Consider the following 16,311-nt stretch of genomic DNA (forward strand, 5'->3'; position numbering starts at 1 on the left):
CTGTGGCGACGAGCAACGGCTTTGACTGATGTGGAGGTCTTGCAGGCCTCTTTGGCGACCTGCAGTTTGAAACGAGCGTCGTATCTGTGCATGTATTCCTCGGGGTTGGATCTGGCGTCCAACTCCCGGGGGTCACTTCACTCTGCGGGGCTTGCTGTTTCTGGCGTCCGCGCACGCCCTGCCCCACGCAGACATCGCTACGCAACAAAGGACTTCCGCATGATCGCCGCCGCACCTCCCACCCCCGCCCCCGCCGCAACGCCCTGGTTCCACTCGCTCGACTGGGAACGCCTGCTGGAAACCTACGGCGTACCGTTGCTGGCCGCGATCGTGGTGCTGCTTGTGGGCCTGTGGGTGGCACGACGCCTGTCCAACGCCATGCCGCGCGCCACTGCGCGCATGGGCGTGGACCCGATGCTGGGCAGCTTCCTGCGCAACGTGGTCTATGCCACCTCACTCGTGATCGTGGCGCTGCTGGCCATCGACACGCTCGGCGTGAAGATCACCCCGCTGCTGGCCGTGCTCGGCACCGCTGGCCTGGCGGTCGGTCTTGCGTTGAAGGATTCGCTGTCCAACATCGCCTCGGGCGTGATGCTGGTGACGCTGCGACCGTTCCGCGTGGGCGATGTGGTGACCGTGGCCGGGCAGACCGGCACGGTGCGCGAAGTGCGCATCTTCCAGACCGTCATCACCGGTGCCGACAACCAGCACACCACCATTCCGAACACGCTGATCACCGCCGCGCCGATTATCAACCTGACCGCCGAGCCGACCCGCCGCGTCGAACTGGTAATCGGCATCGGCTACGAGGACAACATCCAGCTGGCACGCGACACCGCGCTGGCGCTGATGAAGGCGGACCCGCGCGTGCTGCAGACGCCGGCACCGGACGTGGTGGTGTACGAGTTGGGGGCGCATGCGATCAACCTCGGCATCCGCTGCTACGTGAAGTCGGCCGACTGGTTCGGCACCAAGGTCACGCTGCTGGAGCAGCTGAAGCTGGGCTATGACAAGGCCGGCATCAACATTCCGTATCCGCAGCAGGACATGCACCTGTACCTGCATGGAAAGGATGGCAGCGTGGTGGAGGCCGACGCGCTGGTGCGCGACAAGCCCTGATCCATCCCCGGGCTGCCGGCCAGCGGCCGGCACTACCCCCGCCGCCTGACTGAAATGCCGGCCAGCGGCCGGCACTACCCCCTCGCCGCCTGACTGGAATGCCGGCCAGCGGCCGGCACTATCCCTCGCCTCCCGGTAGTGCCGGCCGCTGGCCGGCAGCCTTCAGGATCAGGCCGCGACGCTCTCTTCCAACGTCGGGTAATCGGTGAAGCCGACCGCGCCACCGCCAAAGAACGTCGCGCGATCCGGCGGATTCAGCGCCGCACCGGTACGCAGTCGCTCCGGCAGATCCGGGTTGGCGATGAACGGCCGGCCGAAGCCGATCAGGTCAGCCCAGCCTTCCGCCAGTGCCTGCTCGGCGCGCTCGGCGGTGTACTTGCCGGCGTAGATCAGCGTACCCGGGTAGACCATGCGCAGCGCCTGCTTGAACGCCACCGGCATCAACGGTGCATCGTCCCAATCCGCTTCGGCAATGTGCAGGTAACCCACGCCCAGTTCACCCAGCAGATGCGCGGCCGCCAGATAGGTGGCCTGCGGCGTATCATCCACCGCGCCCTGCAGCGTGGTCAGCGGCGCCAGGCGCACGCCAACGCGATCACCACCGGCTACTGCGACCACCGCCTGCACGACCTCGCGCAGGAAGCGCAGCCGGTTCTGCAGCGAACCGCCATAGCCATCGGTACGCTGGTTGGCCTGCGAGTCGATGAACTGGTTGATCAGGTAGCCATTGGCGCCGTGCAGTTCGACGCCGTCGAAGCCCGCCTCCAGCGCATTGCGGGCGGCCTGCGCGTAATCGGCGACGATGCCCGGAATCTCGTCTTCGCGCAGCGCACGCGGCATCGAATGCTGGATCATCTCGCCGACGCCGGCTTCGGGACCTGCCCCTGTCGGGTCGACGAACACTTTCACGCCATCGGCCAGCAATGCCGAGGAAGACACCGGCGCTGCGCCATCGGGCTGCAGGGCCACATGCGAGACGCGGCCGACGTGCCACAACTGCGCGTAGATGCGGCCACCGGCGGCGTGCACCGCATCGGTCACCTGCCGCCAGCCCTTTACCTGTTCGGGGCTGTGGATGCCCGGCGTCCAGGCATAGCCCTGGCCCTGCGGGCTGATCTGGGTGCCTTCGCTGACAATCAGGCCGGCACCGGCACGCTGCGCGTAGTAGGTCGCCATCTCGGCGGTAGCAACATTGCCGGCAGCCGCACGCGAGCGGGTCATCGGCGGCATCACGATGCGGTTGGGCAGGGTCAGCGGGCCCAGACGGTGGGAGGTGAACAACATGGCGGACATCTCTTGCGGGGGGAGTGCCGCAAAGAATGGGGATGGCGCCCGCCAGGCAACAGGCACGCACTGGCAAAACAGTTGTTCCCCCACGGCAAGGATCACCCGGTACGAGGGCTCATCCACGCATGGCGTGGATCTACTCCACCCTTGGCTCGATCTTTACCGCACCGTGTGCCACGCGGTCATAGCAGGTGCGCACCACATCTTCCCCGTACTTCAACTCCAGCCGGCGCACGATGAAGTGACCACGCGCCATGTCCTGGTAGTAGTCGGTGAACATGGTGTTCAGCGCTGCACCCGCGGCGGCACCAACGACCGGCACCGCCTGCGCGGCGAACTTCTCGGTAACGACCACGCCAAAGCGCGCCGCCACCTTCTCCACCATCTTCGCCAGCAGCTTGCCGGCTTCCTTCGGCGCCACGCCCAGGGTCAGGTCGCGGCCGGTCACCACCCGCCCGGCCAGCTCGGCCGACAGATGGCGCATCACATCGGTGGTGAAACCTCGAGCCAGGTAATAGCCCGTCTCGCTGGCGTCATCGCGTGGCGAGTTGCCGCCCAGCGCGAACACCTCCAGGCACGCCTGGCGGGTGCTGAAGTCGGACAGGTCAAACCCCTCGCTGCGGGCCACGTCGGCCACCGCACGCATCATGATCGTGGTCGACACCGGCAACTCGATGAGCAAGGCGGCAAAGCCGAAGGCGCCGCCGACCGCACCGGAGGTGGCTGCCGCCAGTTTGTGCCAGCGGGTCGACGCTCCCTTGCCGGGCGAGTTGTCCATGCTCCACAGGGCTGCCTGCGCCGACTTGGACAGCGCCGCCTGCACCGCACCGTGGATGCGGTTGGAGACCGAGCTGGGCAGCGCCTTCACCGCGAACTCCAGCGGCGTACCGACCAGGTTGGCCATGCGCGCGGTCAGGGTCGGCGCTTCCAGCAGGGCCACCGCGCGCTGCAGGTCGGACCAGTCGCGGGCGTCATGGGCGATGTCGCGGGGGAGCAGGATCGGCTCGTTCATGGCGCCGATCTTAGCGCCCGGAAGTTGAACGGTTCGTCGCGGGGTACGACAGAGGGGGCAGAGCCCTTTCCGCAGCAAAGGGATCCGACCTCCGCGCCTTGCCGGCCAGCGGCCGACACTACCCGCTGGTGTGTCACCCGGTAGCGCCGGGCCATGCCCGACGGCGTCGTTCAGGCAGCCGGCAGGCCCGACAGCGCGCCCATGAACTGGCGGTAGTGACGCAGCTCGGCGATTGAATCGTGTACATCGCTCAGCGCGGTATGGTTGCTGTTCTTGCCGACGCCGGCGGCCACGCTCGGCGCCCAGCGCTTGGCCAGCTCCTTCACCGTGGACACGTCCAGGTTGCGGTAGTGGAAGTACTTCTCCAGGCGCGGCATCTGGCGGTGCAGGAAGCGGCGGTCCTGGCAGATCGAGTTGCCGCACATCGGCGAAAGGCCGGCCGGGATCCACTGCGCCAGGAAGTTCACCGTCTGCGCCTCGGCCTGGCCCAGGGTGGTGGTGCTGTCCACCACGCGCTGCCACAGGCCCGAGCGGCGGTGCTGGTTGCGGTTCCACTCATCCATCGCTTCCAGCGTTTCCAGCGGATGGTGGATGGCGAATTCCGGCCCTTCGGCCAGCACGTTCAGCTGGGCATCGGTGACCACGGTGGCGATCTCGATGATCGAATCGTTGTCGGTATCCAACCCGGTCATTTCCAGGTCGATCCAGATCAGTCGCTCGTTGGCCGCGCCGTTGTCCGCCATGTGTCGCCTCGTTGCTGGGCAGGCGCGGGGCCTACCGGTGAAGGAAAGAGGCGCCCATCATACCCGTTCGCCCCTCAGCCCTCGCCGGCGTGGTCTTCCAGCAGCAACGGCGGCTTGCCACGTTTGGCGCGGAAATAATTGGTCAGGCGTGTACTGGCTTCCTTGGCCAGCACCCCGCCGTGAATCTCGACGCGATGGTTGTGGCGGGCGTCGCCAATGAGGTCGAACACGCTGCCGCAGGCGCCCGTCTTGGGGTCACTGGCGCCGTAGACCAGACGGGCGACGCGTGCGTGCACGATCGCCATCGCGCACATCGCGCACGGCTCCAGGGTCACATACAGCGTGCTGCCGAGCAGGCGGTGGTTCGCCAGCAGCTTTCCGCCGGCCCGCATCGCCACGATCTCGGCGTGCGCGCTGGGGTCGTGCGAGGCGATGTTGAGGTTCCAGCCCTCGCCCAGCAGCTGGCCATCGGCACCCACCAGTACCGCACCAACGGGGATCTCGTCGTACTCGCGCTGCGCACGCTCGGCCAGCGCCAGCGCGTGGCGCATCCAGTGTTCATCGGTGTCGTGCACCGGCACGCCCAGGGCGTCGGTCATGGCGGTTCTCGCGTGTGTGCAGGGCCAGGATGGCCGCCGGGGCCGCATTGTACGCCCCGGGCCGTACAGGCGCCGCTAGCGCGCGTCGAAGCGCTCGCGGGCCGCATCCAGCGCCGGGAAATTGTGCTCGGCCCAACGGTCCAACGCGGTCAAGGTGTCTACCAGGCTGCGTGCAACCTCGGTCAACCGGTACTCGACATGCAGCGGCTTGCTCCCCAGATCACACCTCTCGACCAGGCCATTGCGCTCCAGCTGCCGCAGGGTCTGGGTCAACACCTTCTGCGAGATGCCTTCGATCTTCCGCAGCAGTGCACCGTTGCGTTGCGGGCCATGCGCCAACGCCGGCAACAGCAGCATCACCCACTTGCCCGAGATCAGCGCCAGCGCATCGCGCGCCGAGCAGTCGGCGGCATAGACATCTCCGGGAAAGGCCATGGTTACCTCAAGGTGCGTAATTGCCGGGGCATACCGGCGCCGCGAGGATGGTCGCACACTCCTCGAACACCTCGCCCCATGCGCGCCCTGATCCTGCTTGCCCATCCCGAACCCCGCTCCTTCAACGCCCACCTGGCCGCGCAGGCCGCGGAGCAGCTGCGCCATGACGCGCTGCAGGTGGACGTGGTCGACCTGTATGCAGAGGGCTTCGATCCGCTCGAAGCGGCCCACCATCATTCAAGTCGCCTGCAGCCCGGCCGCTTCGATGCCCAGCGCGAACAGCGCTACGGCGCCGAACAGGGTCGACTACCCGCCGATGTGCAGCGCCATCTGCAGCTGCTGCAGGCCGCGGATCGGGTCATCCTCCAGTTTCCGCTGTGGTGGTTCGCGGCACCGGCGATCCTCAAGGGCTGGCTGGACCGCGTGCTGGTCTACGGGCCGATGTACAATAGCCGCCTGCGCCACGAACACGGCGCGATGCGCGGCAAGCGTGCCCTGCTCAGCGTCACCACCGGCTCTTCGGCACGGGCCTGCGCGGTGGATGGCCGCGAGGGTGATACCCGTCTGTTGCTGTGGCCGTTGATGTACTGCCTACGCTACGTCGGCTTCGACGTACTGGAACCGCATGTGGTGCACGGTGTGCGTTCCGGGCTGGCACCGGAGCGCGTGCAGGCACACGACGAGGCATTGGCTGCAGCAACCTATTACTACCGCGAACGCCTGGCGCACTGGACGCAGTGGCCCACCGTGCCCTTCAACGACAGCGACGATTTCGAGGATGGCGTGGTGCTGCGCGCGGAGGCCACTGCCTACAGCCCCTTCATCCGCCATCGCACCACCGGATGAATCCACGCCTGCGCGCTGGATCGGGACGCGCGATACTACGTGCTCATTGAAAGCACCTTGGTGAACCCATGACCACCCTGCGCCCCTCGCGTGCCGACGACGGCGTCGCCCTCATCGATGTCTGGCGCCGCGCCGTCGACGCCACCCATGACTTTCTCAGCGCCGAAGACCGCCAGGCCATCGATGCCGAAGTCGCCAGCTTCCTGCCGCAGGCGCCGATGACCGTTGCGGTCGATGCACAGGATCGGCCACTGGGCTTCATGCTGATCGACGGCACGCACATGGAAGCGCTGTTCATCGATCCGGACGTGCGCGGCACTGGTATCGGCCGGCAACTGCTGCAGCACGCGCTGGCCCGGCATCCGCAGCTGACTACCGACGTCAATGAGCAGAACGCACAGGCCGTTGGCTTCTACCTGCGCATGGGCTTCGTCGAAACCGGCCGCTCACCGCTCGATTCGCAGGGCCGTCCGTATCCCCTGATCCATCTCCGGCACAACGGCTGACGGATGTTCGAGGCCCGCCCCCGATCATCAGGCCGTGGCTTCGAATGCCGGTGAGTACTGCACCTCTCCCTGCGCCATCGGTGGCCGCAGGCACAGTGCCTGGAAGTACTCTGGCGGCACACCCGGCAGCACCAGGCCCGGCTCGGCGCGGAATCCGAATCGACCGTAATACGCGGGTTCTCCCAGCAATACGCAGCCCTGCGCCCCCTGCTCACGCAATGCACCAAGCGCCGCGTGCATCAGCGCCGCGCCGACACCCTGCCCCTGCCATCCGGGCAGCACCGAGATTGGTCCCAGGCCAAACCAGCCCGTACTGCCATCGCTGATCGTCACCGGCGACAAGGCAACATGCCCGACGACCTGCCCGTCCTTCTCGGCGACCAGCGACAGACTCAGCTCTCCACGCGAACGCAGTGCATCCACAATGAACTGCTCGGTGTGGCTGCTGTGCGGGGCTTCGCGGAAGGCTGCCTCGGTGAGTGCGTGGATGACAGCGCGGTCTTCGCGGATTTCAGGGCGGATCGTGCAGTTCAAGGAGGGCGCCTTCAATGAAGTGATGGACATGTGAATGATTGATTTCAGTCACGGATTCAGCAGCAGACCTGCCTCCGGCAGCAATGCCAACGTGACGATCGCGAGCCTTGTGCGGCAAGCAATCCGCCCGGGCGATGCTTCCCCGGGCGTCAAAAATCCGTCTCCGAGGGTGGCACAGCGCTCCCGGCACGTTCCATAATCGAGAAACCTGCCACCCAGGAAGGATAGATGGACATGGACGCACGATGCAGGATCGCGCCATGGGTGTAGCTCGCCCCGAACCCAGGGGACGGCCGCTGCTGGCATTTCTCGCCCTCGTCCCGCTGGCGGCATGTTCGCCCTACGCCGATGCCGAGCGTGACGTCGCCGCGGGTGGACGCGGCTTGGCCAAGCTCAACCCGGCGCCGAAGCAGGCCTACGAACTGGTGCTGACACTGAAGGACGCGCCGGGCCCGTTCGCGATCGTGGAGGGCGTGGCCCAGTACGACGTCAGCAACTACGAAGACTGCGGGCGGATACTGCCTGCCACAGGCACTGCGAGCCGCATGACCAGCCAAGAGCCCGTCACCCTGCACAAGGCCAGCGAGAACGAGTACCGCGGTACGTTTTATCTGGACCGCATGCTGGATGAGGACTACTACGGGCGTGGCGTCTGCCATTGGACGCTGACGGGTGTCGGTGCGATGTTACGCGCCACGACCAGCAAGGCGGATACGCGATTCCTGACGTTCATCGACAAGAAGCGCATGGACACGGGGAGCCAATTGACGCGGTACTACCCACGCGCCGACTACCCGCGGATCGAAGAGATCACCGGATACGGAGCTAGCGGCAAGGAAGATCCTTCCAGCTACCGCGCCGATCTGCGCAATGCGCTGTTCTCAACCACCACCACTGTGCAGAAGCTCGTGCCATGAGCCGCCAGTGCCACATTCACCCTTACACACCAGGAGGCCGACATTGCGCCACAAGATGATTCCGTGCCTTGCTCTGCTTCTGTTGACCGCCTGCCATCCGGAGACCGCCATGAACCAGGAACGTGCCGCTGCTGAAGCCGATGTCGCCCAGGGTGGGCGCGGCCTCGCCAAGCTCAACCCCAGCCCGCGCAAGGCCTATGAACTGGTGCTGCGCCTGAAGGACGCCCCGGGCGATTTCGCGGTGGTCGAAGGTGTCGCGCAGTACGACGTCACCAACGAAGACCAGTGTGGCTATATCGAGCCGGCCACCGGCACGGCTGCACGGATTACCAGCCAGGAACCGGTGGAACTGCGCAAGGTCGCTGATGGTGAGTACCGCGGCACGCTGTATGTGGATCGCATGCTGGATGAAGACTACTACGGCCGCGGCGTGTGCCATTGGGAGTTCACTGGCGCTGGGGCGATGTTGAAGGCAACGGGCGCTGAAGAAGAGACCCGCTTCCTGACCTTCGTCAAGGCCGATCCACTGACCGACGGTAAGACCCACACGCTTTACTATCCGGACGCGGCCTATCCGCGCGCACCGCTTGCTGCCAACTACCCAGCCACCGGCAAGGCGGATCCGGCTGACTACGTTGCTGAACTTCAGGGCAAGTTGTTCACGATGAGTCTCAGCGCCAGCGAGGTCACCCAATGACCATCAGCACGCAGGATTATGCGGCGCTTTCCGACGATGCCTACAAGGATCGCGCTGTCGGTCGGAGGCGTCCGGGGGAAGAAGAGCTCGTCACGATCAATGGGCATGAATACAAGATTCTCGATCACGTCAATAATCGGCTCAATGGTTACCAAGGCACGGTTTATCAGCGAGCCGACACCAATGAGATCGTGGTCGCTCATCGCGGGACCGAGCAGATAGCTCGTGATGCCATCCTGACCGACGGCGGCATGGTCGTCGCCCGCACCAATGTGCAGGCCCCCGATGCCATCGCTTTGACCAAGAGCGCGCTGGACTACGCAAAGCAGGAAGCTGCATTTGGAGGCCGTGCACCTGAAGTCACCGTCACCGGCCACTCTCTCGGTGGCGCGCTGGCCCAGATCACCTCGCACCACTTCAACGTCAAGGGCGAGACCTTCAACGCCTATGGCGCGGTCAGCCTCAGCTACCGCATCCCGGAAGGTGGCAACACCATGATCAACCATGTCATGGCCTCCGATCCGGTCAGCGCGGCGTCGCCGCACTTCGGCCAGGTGCGCATCTACGCCAGGCCGAATGAAATCAGCACGCTCGCCGCGAACGGTTTCAGCAATCACTCGTTGCGCGCCCTTATCCCCGACCGGCCGATCATCGCCGCAGGCAGCTCGTTCGGCGCGCACAAGCTGGGCAACTTCCTCGGTGACGGCTCGGTGCTGCAGCACCCGGAAACGCAGAAGCTGGCAAAAGACAACGCCAGGATGATCGAGGAGTACCGCGACGACGTTGAATCACTGCGCCGTGGTGTCACCCGCGCGGCGCGGGGCATTCCAGGCGGCGCCGTCGACCTGTACGACCACATCCGCGGCCCGCTGCAGCCCGGTGAGCCGGCACGCCGCGAAGCGGAGAAGAACGGCCATCACACCAGCATGCTGCGAATGGACGATGCCAACCATGTGGGCAACCCACTGTTCAACGACGCGATCCGTGGCGTGCACGCGCAGGATGTCCGCGTCGGCCGGGTACCAGACGTGATGAGCACGCAACTGGCAGGCAGTCTGGCCGCCGAAATGCACGCAGCAGGCGGCAAGCGCATCGACGAAGTGGTCATGAATGCCGATGCCTCGCGCAGCTTCGCCGTGCAGGGCCAGGGCGGTGACCCCGCCCACCTTCGTGTGTCGGTGGATACGGCAGTGGCGATGAACACCCCGCTGGAACAGAGCAGCCAGCGCATCGACCAGCAGGCCGCCGACCAGCGCGTTGCGCTGGAGCGCGACCAGCAGCTGGAACAGCAGCGGAACCAGACCCGCAGCCTGCAGGCCTGATGCAGCGCGGGAGCCGGTCAGCCCGGCTCCCGCATCACTTCGAGACTCCGGCTCAGGGGCTGGACGCTGCCATTGGCACGGATGCTGCGGCCGTCACGAACAGATCGGGCCCGGAATCCGGGAATCCGCCACAGGCGCGATCGCCGGGTGCCACCGGGTCACAGGGCCACTGCGCGCGCGCGACCTTCTCGCGCAGCTCGAAGCGATCACCGGTCCAGACCACGAACGCGATGTGCTCACGGTTCCAGTCACTGTAGGCGCGCGGCCCCCCCTTCTGCACCGTCTCCGGGTACTGCACGAACCAGCGCATCGCCGGGCCATACTGCAGTTTGCTGTGGTCCAGGCTGATCTGTCCCTCACGCGACAGCTGCCGCGCACGATCCGCTTCCGTCTGCTGCGGCATGATCGGCATGGCATCAGCGGTCACATCCCGCGGCGCCGCATCGCCGCGGACCTGGTACACACGCTGGGCCACATAAGCCTCGCGGCAATCACCTGCGGGTACGCGGACCGGCTCCGCGCCGTACTCATCACGGTTGGCGACCTGGTCGCTGCAGGTGAACGGCGCCGACACCAGATAGAACGTGCTGTCGGCGTCGCGCCCTTCCAGCGAACGCACCCAGATGTCGCCCATCCGCACGACGAAGTCCGGGCGCTGGCCATAGCCCGGCACCGCCTTGAACCATGCCTTCTGCCGCACCTCGCGCTCGCGCCAGCTGCGCGGCAGGTGGATGTCCTGCACGGGCAGCGCGACCAGCAACGCGGCCAGATGCGCCGGCATGGTGCCCTGGCAGGCGCCAATCAGCAGGTCGCCCTGGGTCGCCAGCCGCCCGGCCAGATCCACCGGGCAGCGGGCACCGAGCGCCCGCTCGGTCGCCTGCTCTGGCGGCAACGGCACGATGGCCAAGGCGGGTGGCGCGGGAGCTAGCGCCGGGACGGCTGGCTCGACGACGGCAGGCGGTGCAGCCACAGGCGCCGCCGCTGCGGGCGCAACGGGCGCAGGCGCCGGGTCCGCAGCCGGCGCCGGCTGCGCGTCCACCACGGGTGCCGCAGGGGGTGTCACAGCAACCGGTACTTCGGGAGCCGGCGTCACGACAACGGCGTCGGCCACCGCGGGCGCTGTAACGGGCGCCGCCCCTGCAGGCGCCTCAACGATTGCATCTGCAGCGGGGGGCGTCTCCACGAGGGGCGCCGCTGCCTCCTGAGCCTGTGCCGACGCTGCGGCAAGTCCAAGTGACAGCAGCCAGAGCGGCGGCAGGCGGCGCACGGATGCATTGCAGCGGGCCGCGGCGTGCCGGACATTCGGGGGAACGATTCGCATGTGGTGTCCTTACGGGTGGGTTTCCATGTCGGCGCCACAAGGCGCCACGCGTCGTACGTAAAGCGCCAGCGGGCACCCTGCCCGCCGGCATCGGTGTTACAGGGATCGAGAACGCTGCTCCTGCTCGCGGGCGAGCGCGGCCGCCGGGTCCTGCTGGGCGACATTGGCAGCCAACTGCTGGCTGCTCTGCGCCAGCGGCTGCTGCGCCGCTTGTTCGCGATCAACCGATGCGCGCAGCATGGCCGGGTCACCCAGCGCGCCCTGCACGGCAAACAACGTGCGGCCGTCGTTGCCGGCCAGTAGATGATCGATGCGCGACATCCCCGCCTTCTGCGCGCTCAGCGCCAGTGCGCCGGCAGCATTGTCCAGTTCCTGCACGCTGCGCAGACCGCTTTGCGGCCCCATCTGCTGCAGGTGCTGGCGCGCTCCCGAGAACAGCGTGTATCCCGGCTCGCCCGGTTGCGACATGTCGCGTCCCGTTGCCTGCTGGGCCGGCGCCCCGACTTCGCCCCGCTCCAGCCGCGCCATCACATCTGGCGTCAGCTTCTGCTGCCACACCTCGAATCGCTGCTGGCGGGCCTCGATGCCGTTCAGGCCACCATTGATCGCGCGCGTCGCTTCGCGCACGTCCTCGCGCGCCGCTTCCGGCACCCGCGTCTGCCACTGCCACACGGCAATGCGGCCTGCGTGCTCGGGCTGCGCGGCCAGTTCCGGGTGATTCACCAGGTCCAGATCCAGCGCTTTGCCGGCACGCTCGTAATTCTCCTTGCCGACCAACGGCAGATAGCCGCGGCCGTGGTACTTCAATGCGTCGCCGGGCACATCATTGCCCATGCGTCCGCCGTACATCAGCTCAGCCAGGTTTTCCGGGCGGCCACGCAGCGCTTCCTGGCGGGCGCTCTCCAACGCAGCCTTGCCATTGCGCCACGCAGCTTCCACCGGGATCTGCGAGATGCCCCGGGTGAAGTTGAAACTCTCGTTGAGACGGCTCAAGCCACGGGATTCATGCCCGGCCTGCGCCATGAAGTTGGCCAGTTCCCGGGACGAAGTCATGCCGGCCTCCGTGGCCTGCCGCAACAGCAACGACTCCCTATCCTGCGACACGGTGAAACTCCTGCTCGATCATCGTTGGATACTCCCGCCTCCTCACCGGCATGGCACTCAGGGCAAGCTCACGTCGGCGACGACGGAAGGGTCGAAATCCTCGAATCGCACCCGGCCAAGCTCGGCCGCGGAGAAATCGCGCGTGTGGGTCGCTTCGGTTTCGGTGTCCACCACCTTGCGCTGCACGCCATGCACCCAGCACGCCTGCTCGGCAGGTGCATACCGGAAGGTGTAGACGCTGCTCCAGCGTTCGCGGCTGCCGCCGTTGGTGATCACGCTGAACGCGCCGTCTTCAATCGTCACGTAGGCGAAGGGGTCACCGGCCATGCCACCGCGCGTTGAGCACGGCACCAGCTTGTCGTTGCGTGCCGCCAGCTGCCAGCGGCCCGTGGCATCGCCCAGCAGCAACAGCAGGACCCGGTTCGGTCCGTGCTCGCCGGGCAACAAGCCCTCCGGAGGAGGTTGGTCGATCACCAGGAGCTGGTCCTGGAAACCATTGCCGGTCAGATCGCCGCGTACAGCTTCCAGCAGGTTCGCGCCGGACGGAACGAACGCCAGGGCATTGTCCATGTGCGTGCCACTCCCCTTCTCCATCCCCTGCAACTCCTTCAATCCCGTCTTGCCAGTTCCCGAGCGGAGGCCGGAAACGGGGCGATGCCCCGCACGTGCCCGGCGGCCGCCATGGCGGATGATAGCCCCGAGCCCACGGCAACCGCGATGGTGGCAAGCGTCACCCGCACCGCGGGGGGACACAGTCCTCATGGACGGAAAAGCTCCTGCGTTCGATGGCACCGGCGCGTCGGGATTTTGACGCGCACGCAGCTTACTTCGAGGAGGCAGCGCTCGTCGAAGGGGGCTTGGGGTGAAAAGCGCACTTGATCACAGAATGAGTGCGGTTAACGTGAATGGATGCCTACTTGGAGATGACGGCAGCGCTGATCAGGCACTTAACACTCGTGCAGACGCAAGCGGAACGGGTGCAGCGAACACGGATCAGGTGAACGAACCCACCCGAATACAAGCACCATTGCGGCGCTCGGGATCCGTCATTCGCAATGAGAATTTCCAAAAAATTGAAAACACTACGGCCGGTCCAACGAAACAACCGGGGCGCTAGCCCGGCGCTATCCTCGCTTCACTTCCGCACATACTCAGGAGCTGAGCACGCGGTGTACACGACGTGGCATCCCTGCCCCCCATCCCTTATACAAAGACGAGTTGCCAATTGAATTGCTTCATCGACAGTCGCCTTTCCACCAAAGCTGGTGCCGCCGGAACCCGAACTGGGGACCACCGCAGCAACGCACTGATTCTCGTAGGAAAAAGAAGTTCGACAGGCACGACCACCTGAGTGCCGGCATTGCATCACAGCCTCTGCCTCTGCCTCAGACTTACTACGCTTCCCGATAGACACTCCGGACGCGCCCTCAGGAGAAACAGAGATCGCGCCCCACGTTTCGATCCACTTCCCTTCGGGTTGCGGCGTCTTGAGCGAGCCGTCACCCGCCCCAGGGATCGGAGCGCATCCTTGGACACCTTGCCCGCCAATAGGATACTGCCCCGGAGGGCACCCGCCCTCCGCGAACGCTGCCGACTGGAAGACTGCGGCCAACAAAAGGCCCAGGATCACCCGCCAACTACGTAGAAGCGTAAACCTCCAAGACATCGCGCCTCCTGCCTGTATTCGACTGCACTGCTACCCATCTGCAAATATGCCATGAAGCTGCCCAAGGCGCCCTAGACGAACATGGCCGCCATTGGCGACAGTCAGATAGTGTTCGCTAGGATCGAGCCCATGTCGCGCTACTGCTGCCCGGACCTACTCAGATGTGAGCGCAGCACCCGCCACGTCAATTGCTGGGGCCAAATTTGTCGCTGCTGAACGCCTGATCATACCGAGAATCTCCCAACATCAAGAGTAGAGTTCTTCTTAGTTGATGGGCGCAAAAAAAACAGCCCGCTCAACGGCGGGCCATTCTATCGCCGCATCACGAGAAAAATGCGGGCAATTACTCAAAACTTCTCAAACTCCGGCTCGGTGCAATTGGACATGACAACTTCACATGTCTCTTTGGACGCAGCACGACATTGCGCCAAGGATAGGCCTTCCGCCTCCTCCTTTGTGGCTGCAGCAGAGTAGAAAGTCCCCCCGGTTCCCGCATTCGAGACAGCCGCCGTCGCGCATTGATTCTTATAGGTGAACTTCACTCGGCAATCCCGACCGCCTGCATCAGAGCAGGATCTCACCGCCGCGCTTCCCGCATCCGCCTTCTTCCTCCACCCACTTGCCGCTCCTGCGATTCCGGAAGGCGCGGCGGCAAATGCTCCCCAAGTCTTGATCCACCGTCCCGTTGGACGCGGGCTTTCCGCTCCTGATCCACCAGCAGGAATCGGCGCACATCCGCCGGCACCCCGCCCGCCAATCGGATACTGGCCTGGAGGACACCTTCCTTCCGCCCAAGCCAGGTCGGACGTAAGTGCTAGAACTACCGCTAGACTCGCCGCGAACCTATACATGACCTTCGAACCCCTGATGACGTTCGAAATCCCCCAACATCCGAAGGAAAGCTTTTCACCTGTCATCCAGAGCCAAATCCCGAAGAATCCACTATCAGCTAGCCATTCGCAGCCGGTACAGTCACCCGTGCTCCGCCAATCCGCAGAACGCAGGAAACTACGAAAGAGTGGCCACGATTGACAATGCGCAAGAATCTAAATCAACGCATCAACATCAAGCCAACTCTCTGAATTTCCGGCCCATTTACGCAAGCCCTGGATGCACCTTCAAGCTCCAGGCGACTCCGACGCAACCAATCAATCGACTTAAGAGAATCGACGAACTTGCATCGCTAGAACTTACGGAAAACAGGTTCAGAACAGTCTGCGTAAAAGACCCTGCACTTCTTTCCACTGGGATCTACGCAACCTTTACCCGCCAAGGAGATCGCTTGCCTTTTCTTTGGAGCCTTACCAACTGCGGATTTAGCCCCCGAGCCACCTGAAGAAGGAATCAACCACGCGACGCACTGATTTGAGTAAGAGACAGTAACCTTGCAGTCCGTGGCTCCTCCACCACCACAGCGCCTCACAGCCTCGGCAGCGGCGGCTTCTGCGGAATTCATTCCGGAGGCCATTCCTACCTCAGAAGTAGCTTCGGACGCAGCGATTGCTCCCCACGTACTTAACCATTCCCCCGTCGGCGTTGGAGGAAGTAGCGGCAGCTGATCCGAGCCACCGCTGTCGCCACCAGGAATCGGAGCACAGCCTCTGGCCCCTTGCCCTCCTATCGGGTAGAACCCTGGCGGACAACTACCGCCTTCGGCAAGTGCGGACACAGGAGCCAGCAGCACCCCAAAGAAAAGGAGCAAAGAAAGCAGCTTCATCGTTTTCACCTCTTGCATCCAGTACCCTACCCATTCAGCAACTGCCGTGACATAGCTCACCGAACTGCGGCGTTACCAAGCGACCCCGGCGTATGTAGCGAGTTGCTAGTACCCGGCGCGATTTTCGGGATCGTAAGGCTCTGGCTACTCACGGATTCCTCTGAATTGGTTGGAGCTGCCGGCTTGTAACTACCCGGCGGCTGTCCGCTCGGTCCCGGCGCCTGTGCCACCGGGCTGCCACCTATCTGAGAATATGCCATGAAGCTGCCCAAGGTGCCCTGGAAGAACATGGCCGCCATTGGGGGCGCAGTCAGAATCAAGGTCGTCAGAATCAGGCCCATGCCGCCCTGCTGCATCGCCTGACTGGTCATACCGTCGCTGGAAGCCCCGTCAAGCAGGAACCTGTTCACCAGCGCCGTCGCCCAGAACGAGGAAGACACGCGGATCACCATATCCAATGCAATGGACACCATTGCCGACAGCACC

General features: G+C 64.9%; 19 protein-coding genes and 1 pseudogene. 6 read left to right on the forward strand and 14 right to left on the reverse strand.

Features of this window, described 5'->3' with window-relative positions; genetic code table 11:
* On the reverse strand, positions 1-92 hold a 92-nt coding region (locus AC5P9W_RS19625; protein WP_288037469.1), incomplete at its 3' end, for a transposase.
* A 127-nt stretch (positions 93-219) separates the two neighbouring features.
* Between AC5P9W_RS19625 and AC5P9W_RS19630 the strand changes: the two genes are divergently transcribed.
* Entirely contained in the window at positions 220-1,119 is a 900-nt protein-coding gene (locus AC5P9W_RS19630) for a mechanosensitive ion channel family protein (RefSeq protein WP_329842085.1), read from the forward strand.
* Positions 1,120-1,287: 168 nt separating this feature from the next.
* Here the strand turns inward: AC5P9W_RS19630 and AC5P9W_RS19635 are convergent, their stop codons facing one another.
* The 5 genes from AC5P9W_RS19635 to AC5P9W_RS19655 all read right to left on the reverse strand — a co-directional run bounded on the left by AC5P9W_RS19635 (position 1,288) and on the right by AC5P9W_RS19655 (position 5,195).
* A complete protein-coding gene (locus AC5P9W_RS19635) occupies positions 1,288-2,403 on the reverse strand; it encodes an alkene reductase (RefSeq protein WP_155029768.1) in 1,116 nt (371 codons plus the stop codon).
* A gap of 139 nt (positions 2,404-2,542) precedes the next feature.
* Positions 2,543-3,418 (reverse strand): EcsC family protein, encoded by an 876-nt coding sequence (locus AC5P9W_RS19640; RefSeq protein WP_227844455.1) that lies wholly within the window; start codon positions 3,416-3,418, stop codon positions 2,543-2,545.
* Positions 3,419-3,588: 170 nt separating this feature from the next.
* On the reverse strand, positions 3,589-4,161 hold the full coding sequence (gene orn / locus AC5P9W_RS19645; protein ID WP_019660274.1) for an oligoribonuclease: 573 nt from the start codon (positions 4,159-4,161) through the stop codon (positions 3,589-3,591).
* 74 nt (positions 4,162-4,235) lie between these two features.
* On the reverse strand, positions 4,236-4,760 hold the full coding sequence (gene tadA, locus AC5P9W_RS19650) for a tRNA adenosine(34) deaminase TadA (RefSeq protein ID WP_019660275.1): 525 nt from the start codon (positions 4,758-4,760) through the stop codon (positions 4,236-4,238).
* Between the two features lie 75 nt (positions 4,761-4,835).
* On the reverse strand, positions 4,836-5,195 hold the full coding sequence (locus tag AC5P9W_RS19655) for a winged helix-turn-helix transcriptional regulator (protein WP_111103887.1): 360 nt from the start codon (positions 5,193-5,195) through the stop codon (positions 4,836-4,838).
* A 78-nt stretch (positions 5,196-5,273) separates the two neighbouring features.
* Here AC5P9W_RS19655 and AC5P9W_RS19660 point away from each other — a divergent pair, with 78 nt between their 5' ends.
* On the forward strand, positions 5,274-6,041 hold the full coding sequence (locus AC5P9W_RS19660) for an NAD(P)H-dependent oxidoreductase (protein WP_111103885.1): 768 nt from the start codon (positions 5,274-5,276) through the stop codon (positions 6,039-6,041).
* Between the two features lie 68 nt (positions 6,042-6,109).
* The gene (locus AC5P9W_RS19665; RefSeq protein WP_058981403.1) at positions 6,110-6,547 is read left to right on the forward strand and encodes an acetyltransferase; all 438 of its coding nucleotides are present in this window, start codon (positions 6,110-6,112) and stop codon (positions 6,545-6,547) included.
* Positions 6,548-6,574: 27 nt separating this feature from the next.
* On the opposite strand, the gene AC5P9W_RS19670 is transcribed toward AC5P9W_RS19665, so the two are convergent.
* The gene (locus AC5P9W_RS19670) at positions 6,575-7,081 is read right to left on the reverse strand and encodes a GNAT family N-acetyltransferase (RefSeq protein WP_233654106.1); all 507 of its coding nucleotides are present in this window, start codon (positions 7,079-7,081) and stop codon (positions 6,575-6,577) included.
* Positions 7,082-7,326: 245 nt separating this feature from the next.
* On the opposite strand from AC5P9W_RS19670, the gene AC5P9W_RS19675 reads away from it, so the two are divergent.
* Genes AC5P9W_RS19675 through AC5P9W_RS19685 form a run of 3 tightly spaced genes read left to right on the forward strand, consistent with a single transcriptional unit; the run spans position 7,327 to position 10,017 of the window.
* On the forward strand, positions 7,327-7,998 hold the full coding sequence (locus tag AC5P9W_RS19675) for a hypothetical protein (RefSeq protein ID WP_227844459.1): 672 nt from the start codon (positions 7,327-7,329) through the stop codon (positions 7,996-7,998).
* 43 nt (positions 7,999-8,041) lie between these two features.
* On the forward strand, positions 8,042-8,695 hold the full coding sequence (locus AC5P9W_RS19680) for a hypothetical protein (protein WP_180834934.1): 654 nt from the start codon (positions 8,042-8,044) through the stop codon (positions 8,693-8,695).
* Positions 8,692-10,017, forward strand: coding sequence for an XVIPCD domain-containing protein (locus tag AC5P9W_RS19685; RefSeq protein WP_233654037.1), 1,326 nt, complete (start codon positions 8,692-8,694; stop codon positions 10,015-10,017). The genes AC5P9W_RS19680 and AC5P9W_RS19685 overlap by 4 nt, the downstream gene beginning before the upstream one ends.
* A gap of 52 nt (positions 10,018-10,069) precedes the next feature.
* On the opposite strand, the gene AC5P9W_RS19690 is transcribed toward AC5P9W_RS19685, so the two are convergent.
* The 7 genes and pseudogenes from AC5P9W_RS19690 to AC5P9W_RS19720 form a co-directional block, all read right to left on the reverse strand.
* Positions 10,070-11,338 (reverse strand): hypothetical protein, encoded by a 1,269-nt coding sequence (locus tag AC5P9W_RS19690; RefSeq protein ID WP_495219405.1) that lies wholly within the window; start codon positions 11,336-11,338, stop codon positions 10,070-10,072.
* A gap of 96 nt (positions 11,339-11,434) precedes the next feature.
* Positions 11,435-12,442, reverse strand: a complete 1,008-nt coding sequence (locus AC5P9W_RS19695) for an XVIPCD domain-containing protein (RefSeq protein WP_329842097.1) — start codon at positions 12,440-12,442, stop codon at positions 11,435-11,437.
* 57 nt (positions 12,443-12,499) lie between these two features.
* Positions 12,500-13,036: a hypothetical protein gene (locus AC5P9W_RS19700; protein WP_019660284.1), complete on the reverse strand. Its 537-nt coding sequence runs from the start codon at positions 13,034-13,036 to the stop codon at positions 12,500-12,502.
* A 541-nt stretch (positions 13,037-13,577) separates the two neighbouring features.
* The gene (locus tag AC5P9W_RS19705) at positions 13,578-14,108 is read right to left on the reverse strand and encodes a DUF4189 domain-containing protein (RefSeq protein ID WP_080112519.1); all 531 of its coding nucleotides are present in this window, start codon (positions 14,106-14,108) and stop codon (positions 13,578-13,580) included.
* A 347-nt stretch (positions 14,109-14,455) separates the two neighbouring features.
* Entirely contained in the window at positions 14,456-15,025 is a 570-nt protein-coding gene (locus AC5P9W_RS19710; protein ID WP_329842100.1) for a DUF4189 domain-containing protein, read from the reverse strand.
* 266 nt (positions 15,026-15,291) lie between these two features.
* Complete coding sequence (locus tag AC5P9W_RS19715; RefSeq protein WP_080112520.1) at positions 15,292-15,843, reverse strand: DUF4189 domain-containing protein; 552 nt, start codon at positions 15,841-15,843, stop codon at positions 15,292-15,294.
* Between the two features lie 38 nt (positions 15,844-15,881).
* Positions 15,882-16,311, reverse strand: a pseudogene (locus tag AC5P9W_RS19720) (TrbL/VirB6 family protein); the annotation flags it as partial.

It is taken from the genome of Stenotrophomonas sp. YJH_SMC_33, assembly GCF_059372295.1.

What these genes read in the sequence shown, in the direction of transcription:
- AC5P9W_RS19635 (WP_155029768.1), bottom strand. Translation starts at nt 2,403, where the DNA reads ATGTTGTTCACCTCCCACCGTCTGGGCCCGCTGACCCTGCCCAACCGC.
- AC5P9W_RS19710 (WP_329842100.1), bottom strand. Translation starts at nt 15,025, where the DNA reads ATGACAGGTGAAAAGCTTTCCTTCGGATGTTGGGGGATTTCGAACGTC.
- AC5P9W_RS19685 (WP_233654037.1), top strand. Translation starts at nt 8,692, where the DNA reads ATGACCATCAGCACGCAGGATTATGCGGCGCTTTCCGACGATGCCTAC.
- AC5P9W_RS19630 (WP_329842085.1), top strand. Translation starts at nt 220, where the DNA reads ATGATCGCCGCCGCACCTCCCACCCCCGCCCCCGCCGCAACGCCCTGG.
- AC5P9W_RS19640 (WP_227844455.1), bottom strand. Translation starts at nt 3,418, where the DNA reads ATGAACGAGCCGATCCTGCTCCCCCGCGACATCGCCCATGACGCCCGC.
- AC5P9W_RS19675 (WP_227844459.1), top strand. Translation starts at nt 7,327, where the DNA reads ATGCAGGATCGCGCCATGGGTGTAGCTCGCCCCGAACCCAGGGGACGG.
- AC5P9W_RS19655 (WP_111103887.1), bottom strand. Translation starts at nt 5,195, where the DNA reads ATGGCCTTTCCCGGAGATGTCTATGCCGCCGACTGCTCGGCGCGCGAT.
- AC5P9W_RS19660 (WP_111103885.1), top strand. Translation starts at nt 5,274, where the DNA reads ATGCGCGCCCTGATCCTGCTTGCCCATCCCGAACCCCGCTCCTTCAAC.
- orn (WP_019660274.1), bottom strand. Translation starts at nt 4,161, where the DNA reads ATGGCGGACAACGGCGCGGCCAACGAGCGACTGATCTGGATCGACCTG.
- AC5P9W_RS19705 (WP_080112519.1), bottom strand. Translation starts at nt 14,108, where the DNA reads ATGTCTTGGAGGTTTACGCTTCTACGTAGTTGGCGGGTGATCCTGGGC.
- tadA (WP_019660275.1), bottom strand. Translation starts at nt 4,760, where the DNA reads ATGACCGACGCCCTGGGCGTGCCGGTGCACGACACCGATGAACACTGG.
- AC5P9W_RS19715 (WP_080112520.1), bottom strand. Translation starts at nt 15,843, where the DNA reads ATGCAAGAGGTGAAAACGATGAAGCTGCTTTCTTTGCTCCTTTTCTTT.
- AC5P9W_RS19665 (WP_058981403.1), top strand. Translation starts at nt 6,110, where the DNA reads ATGACCACCCTGCGCCCCTCGCGTGCCGACGACGGCGTCGCCCTCATC.
- AC5P9W_RS19690 (WP_495219405.1), bottom strand. Translation starts at nt 11,338, where the DNA reads ATGCGAATCGTTCCCCCGAATGTCCGGCACGCCGCGGCCCGCTGCAAT.
- AC5P9W_RS19700 (WP_019660284.1), bottom strand. Translation starts at nt 13,036, where the DNA reads ATGGAGAAGGGGAGTGGCACGCACATGGACAATGCCCTGGCGTTCGTT.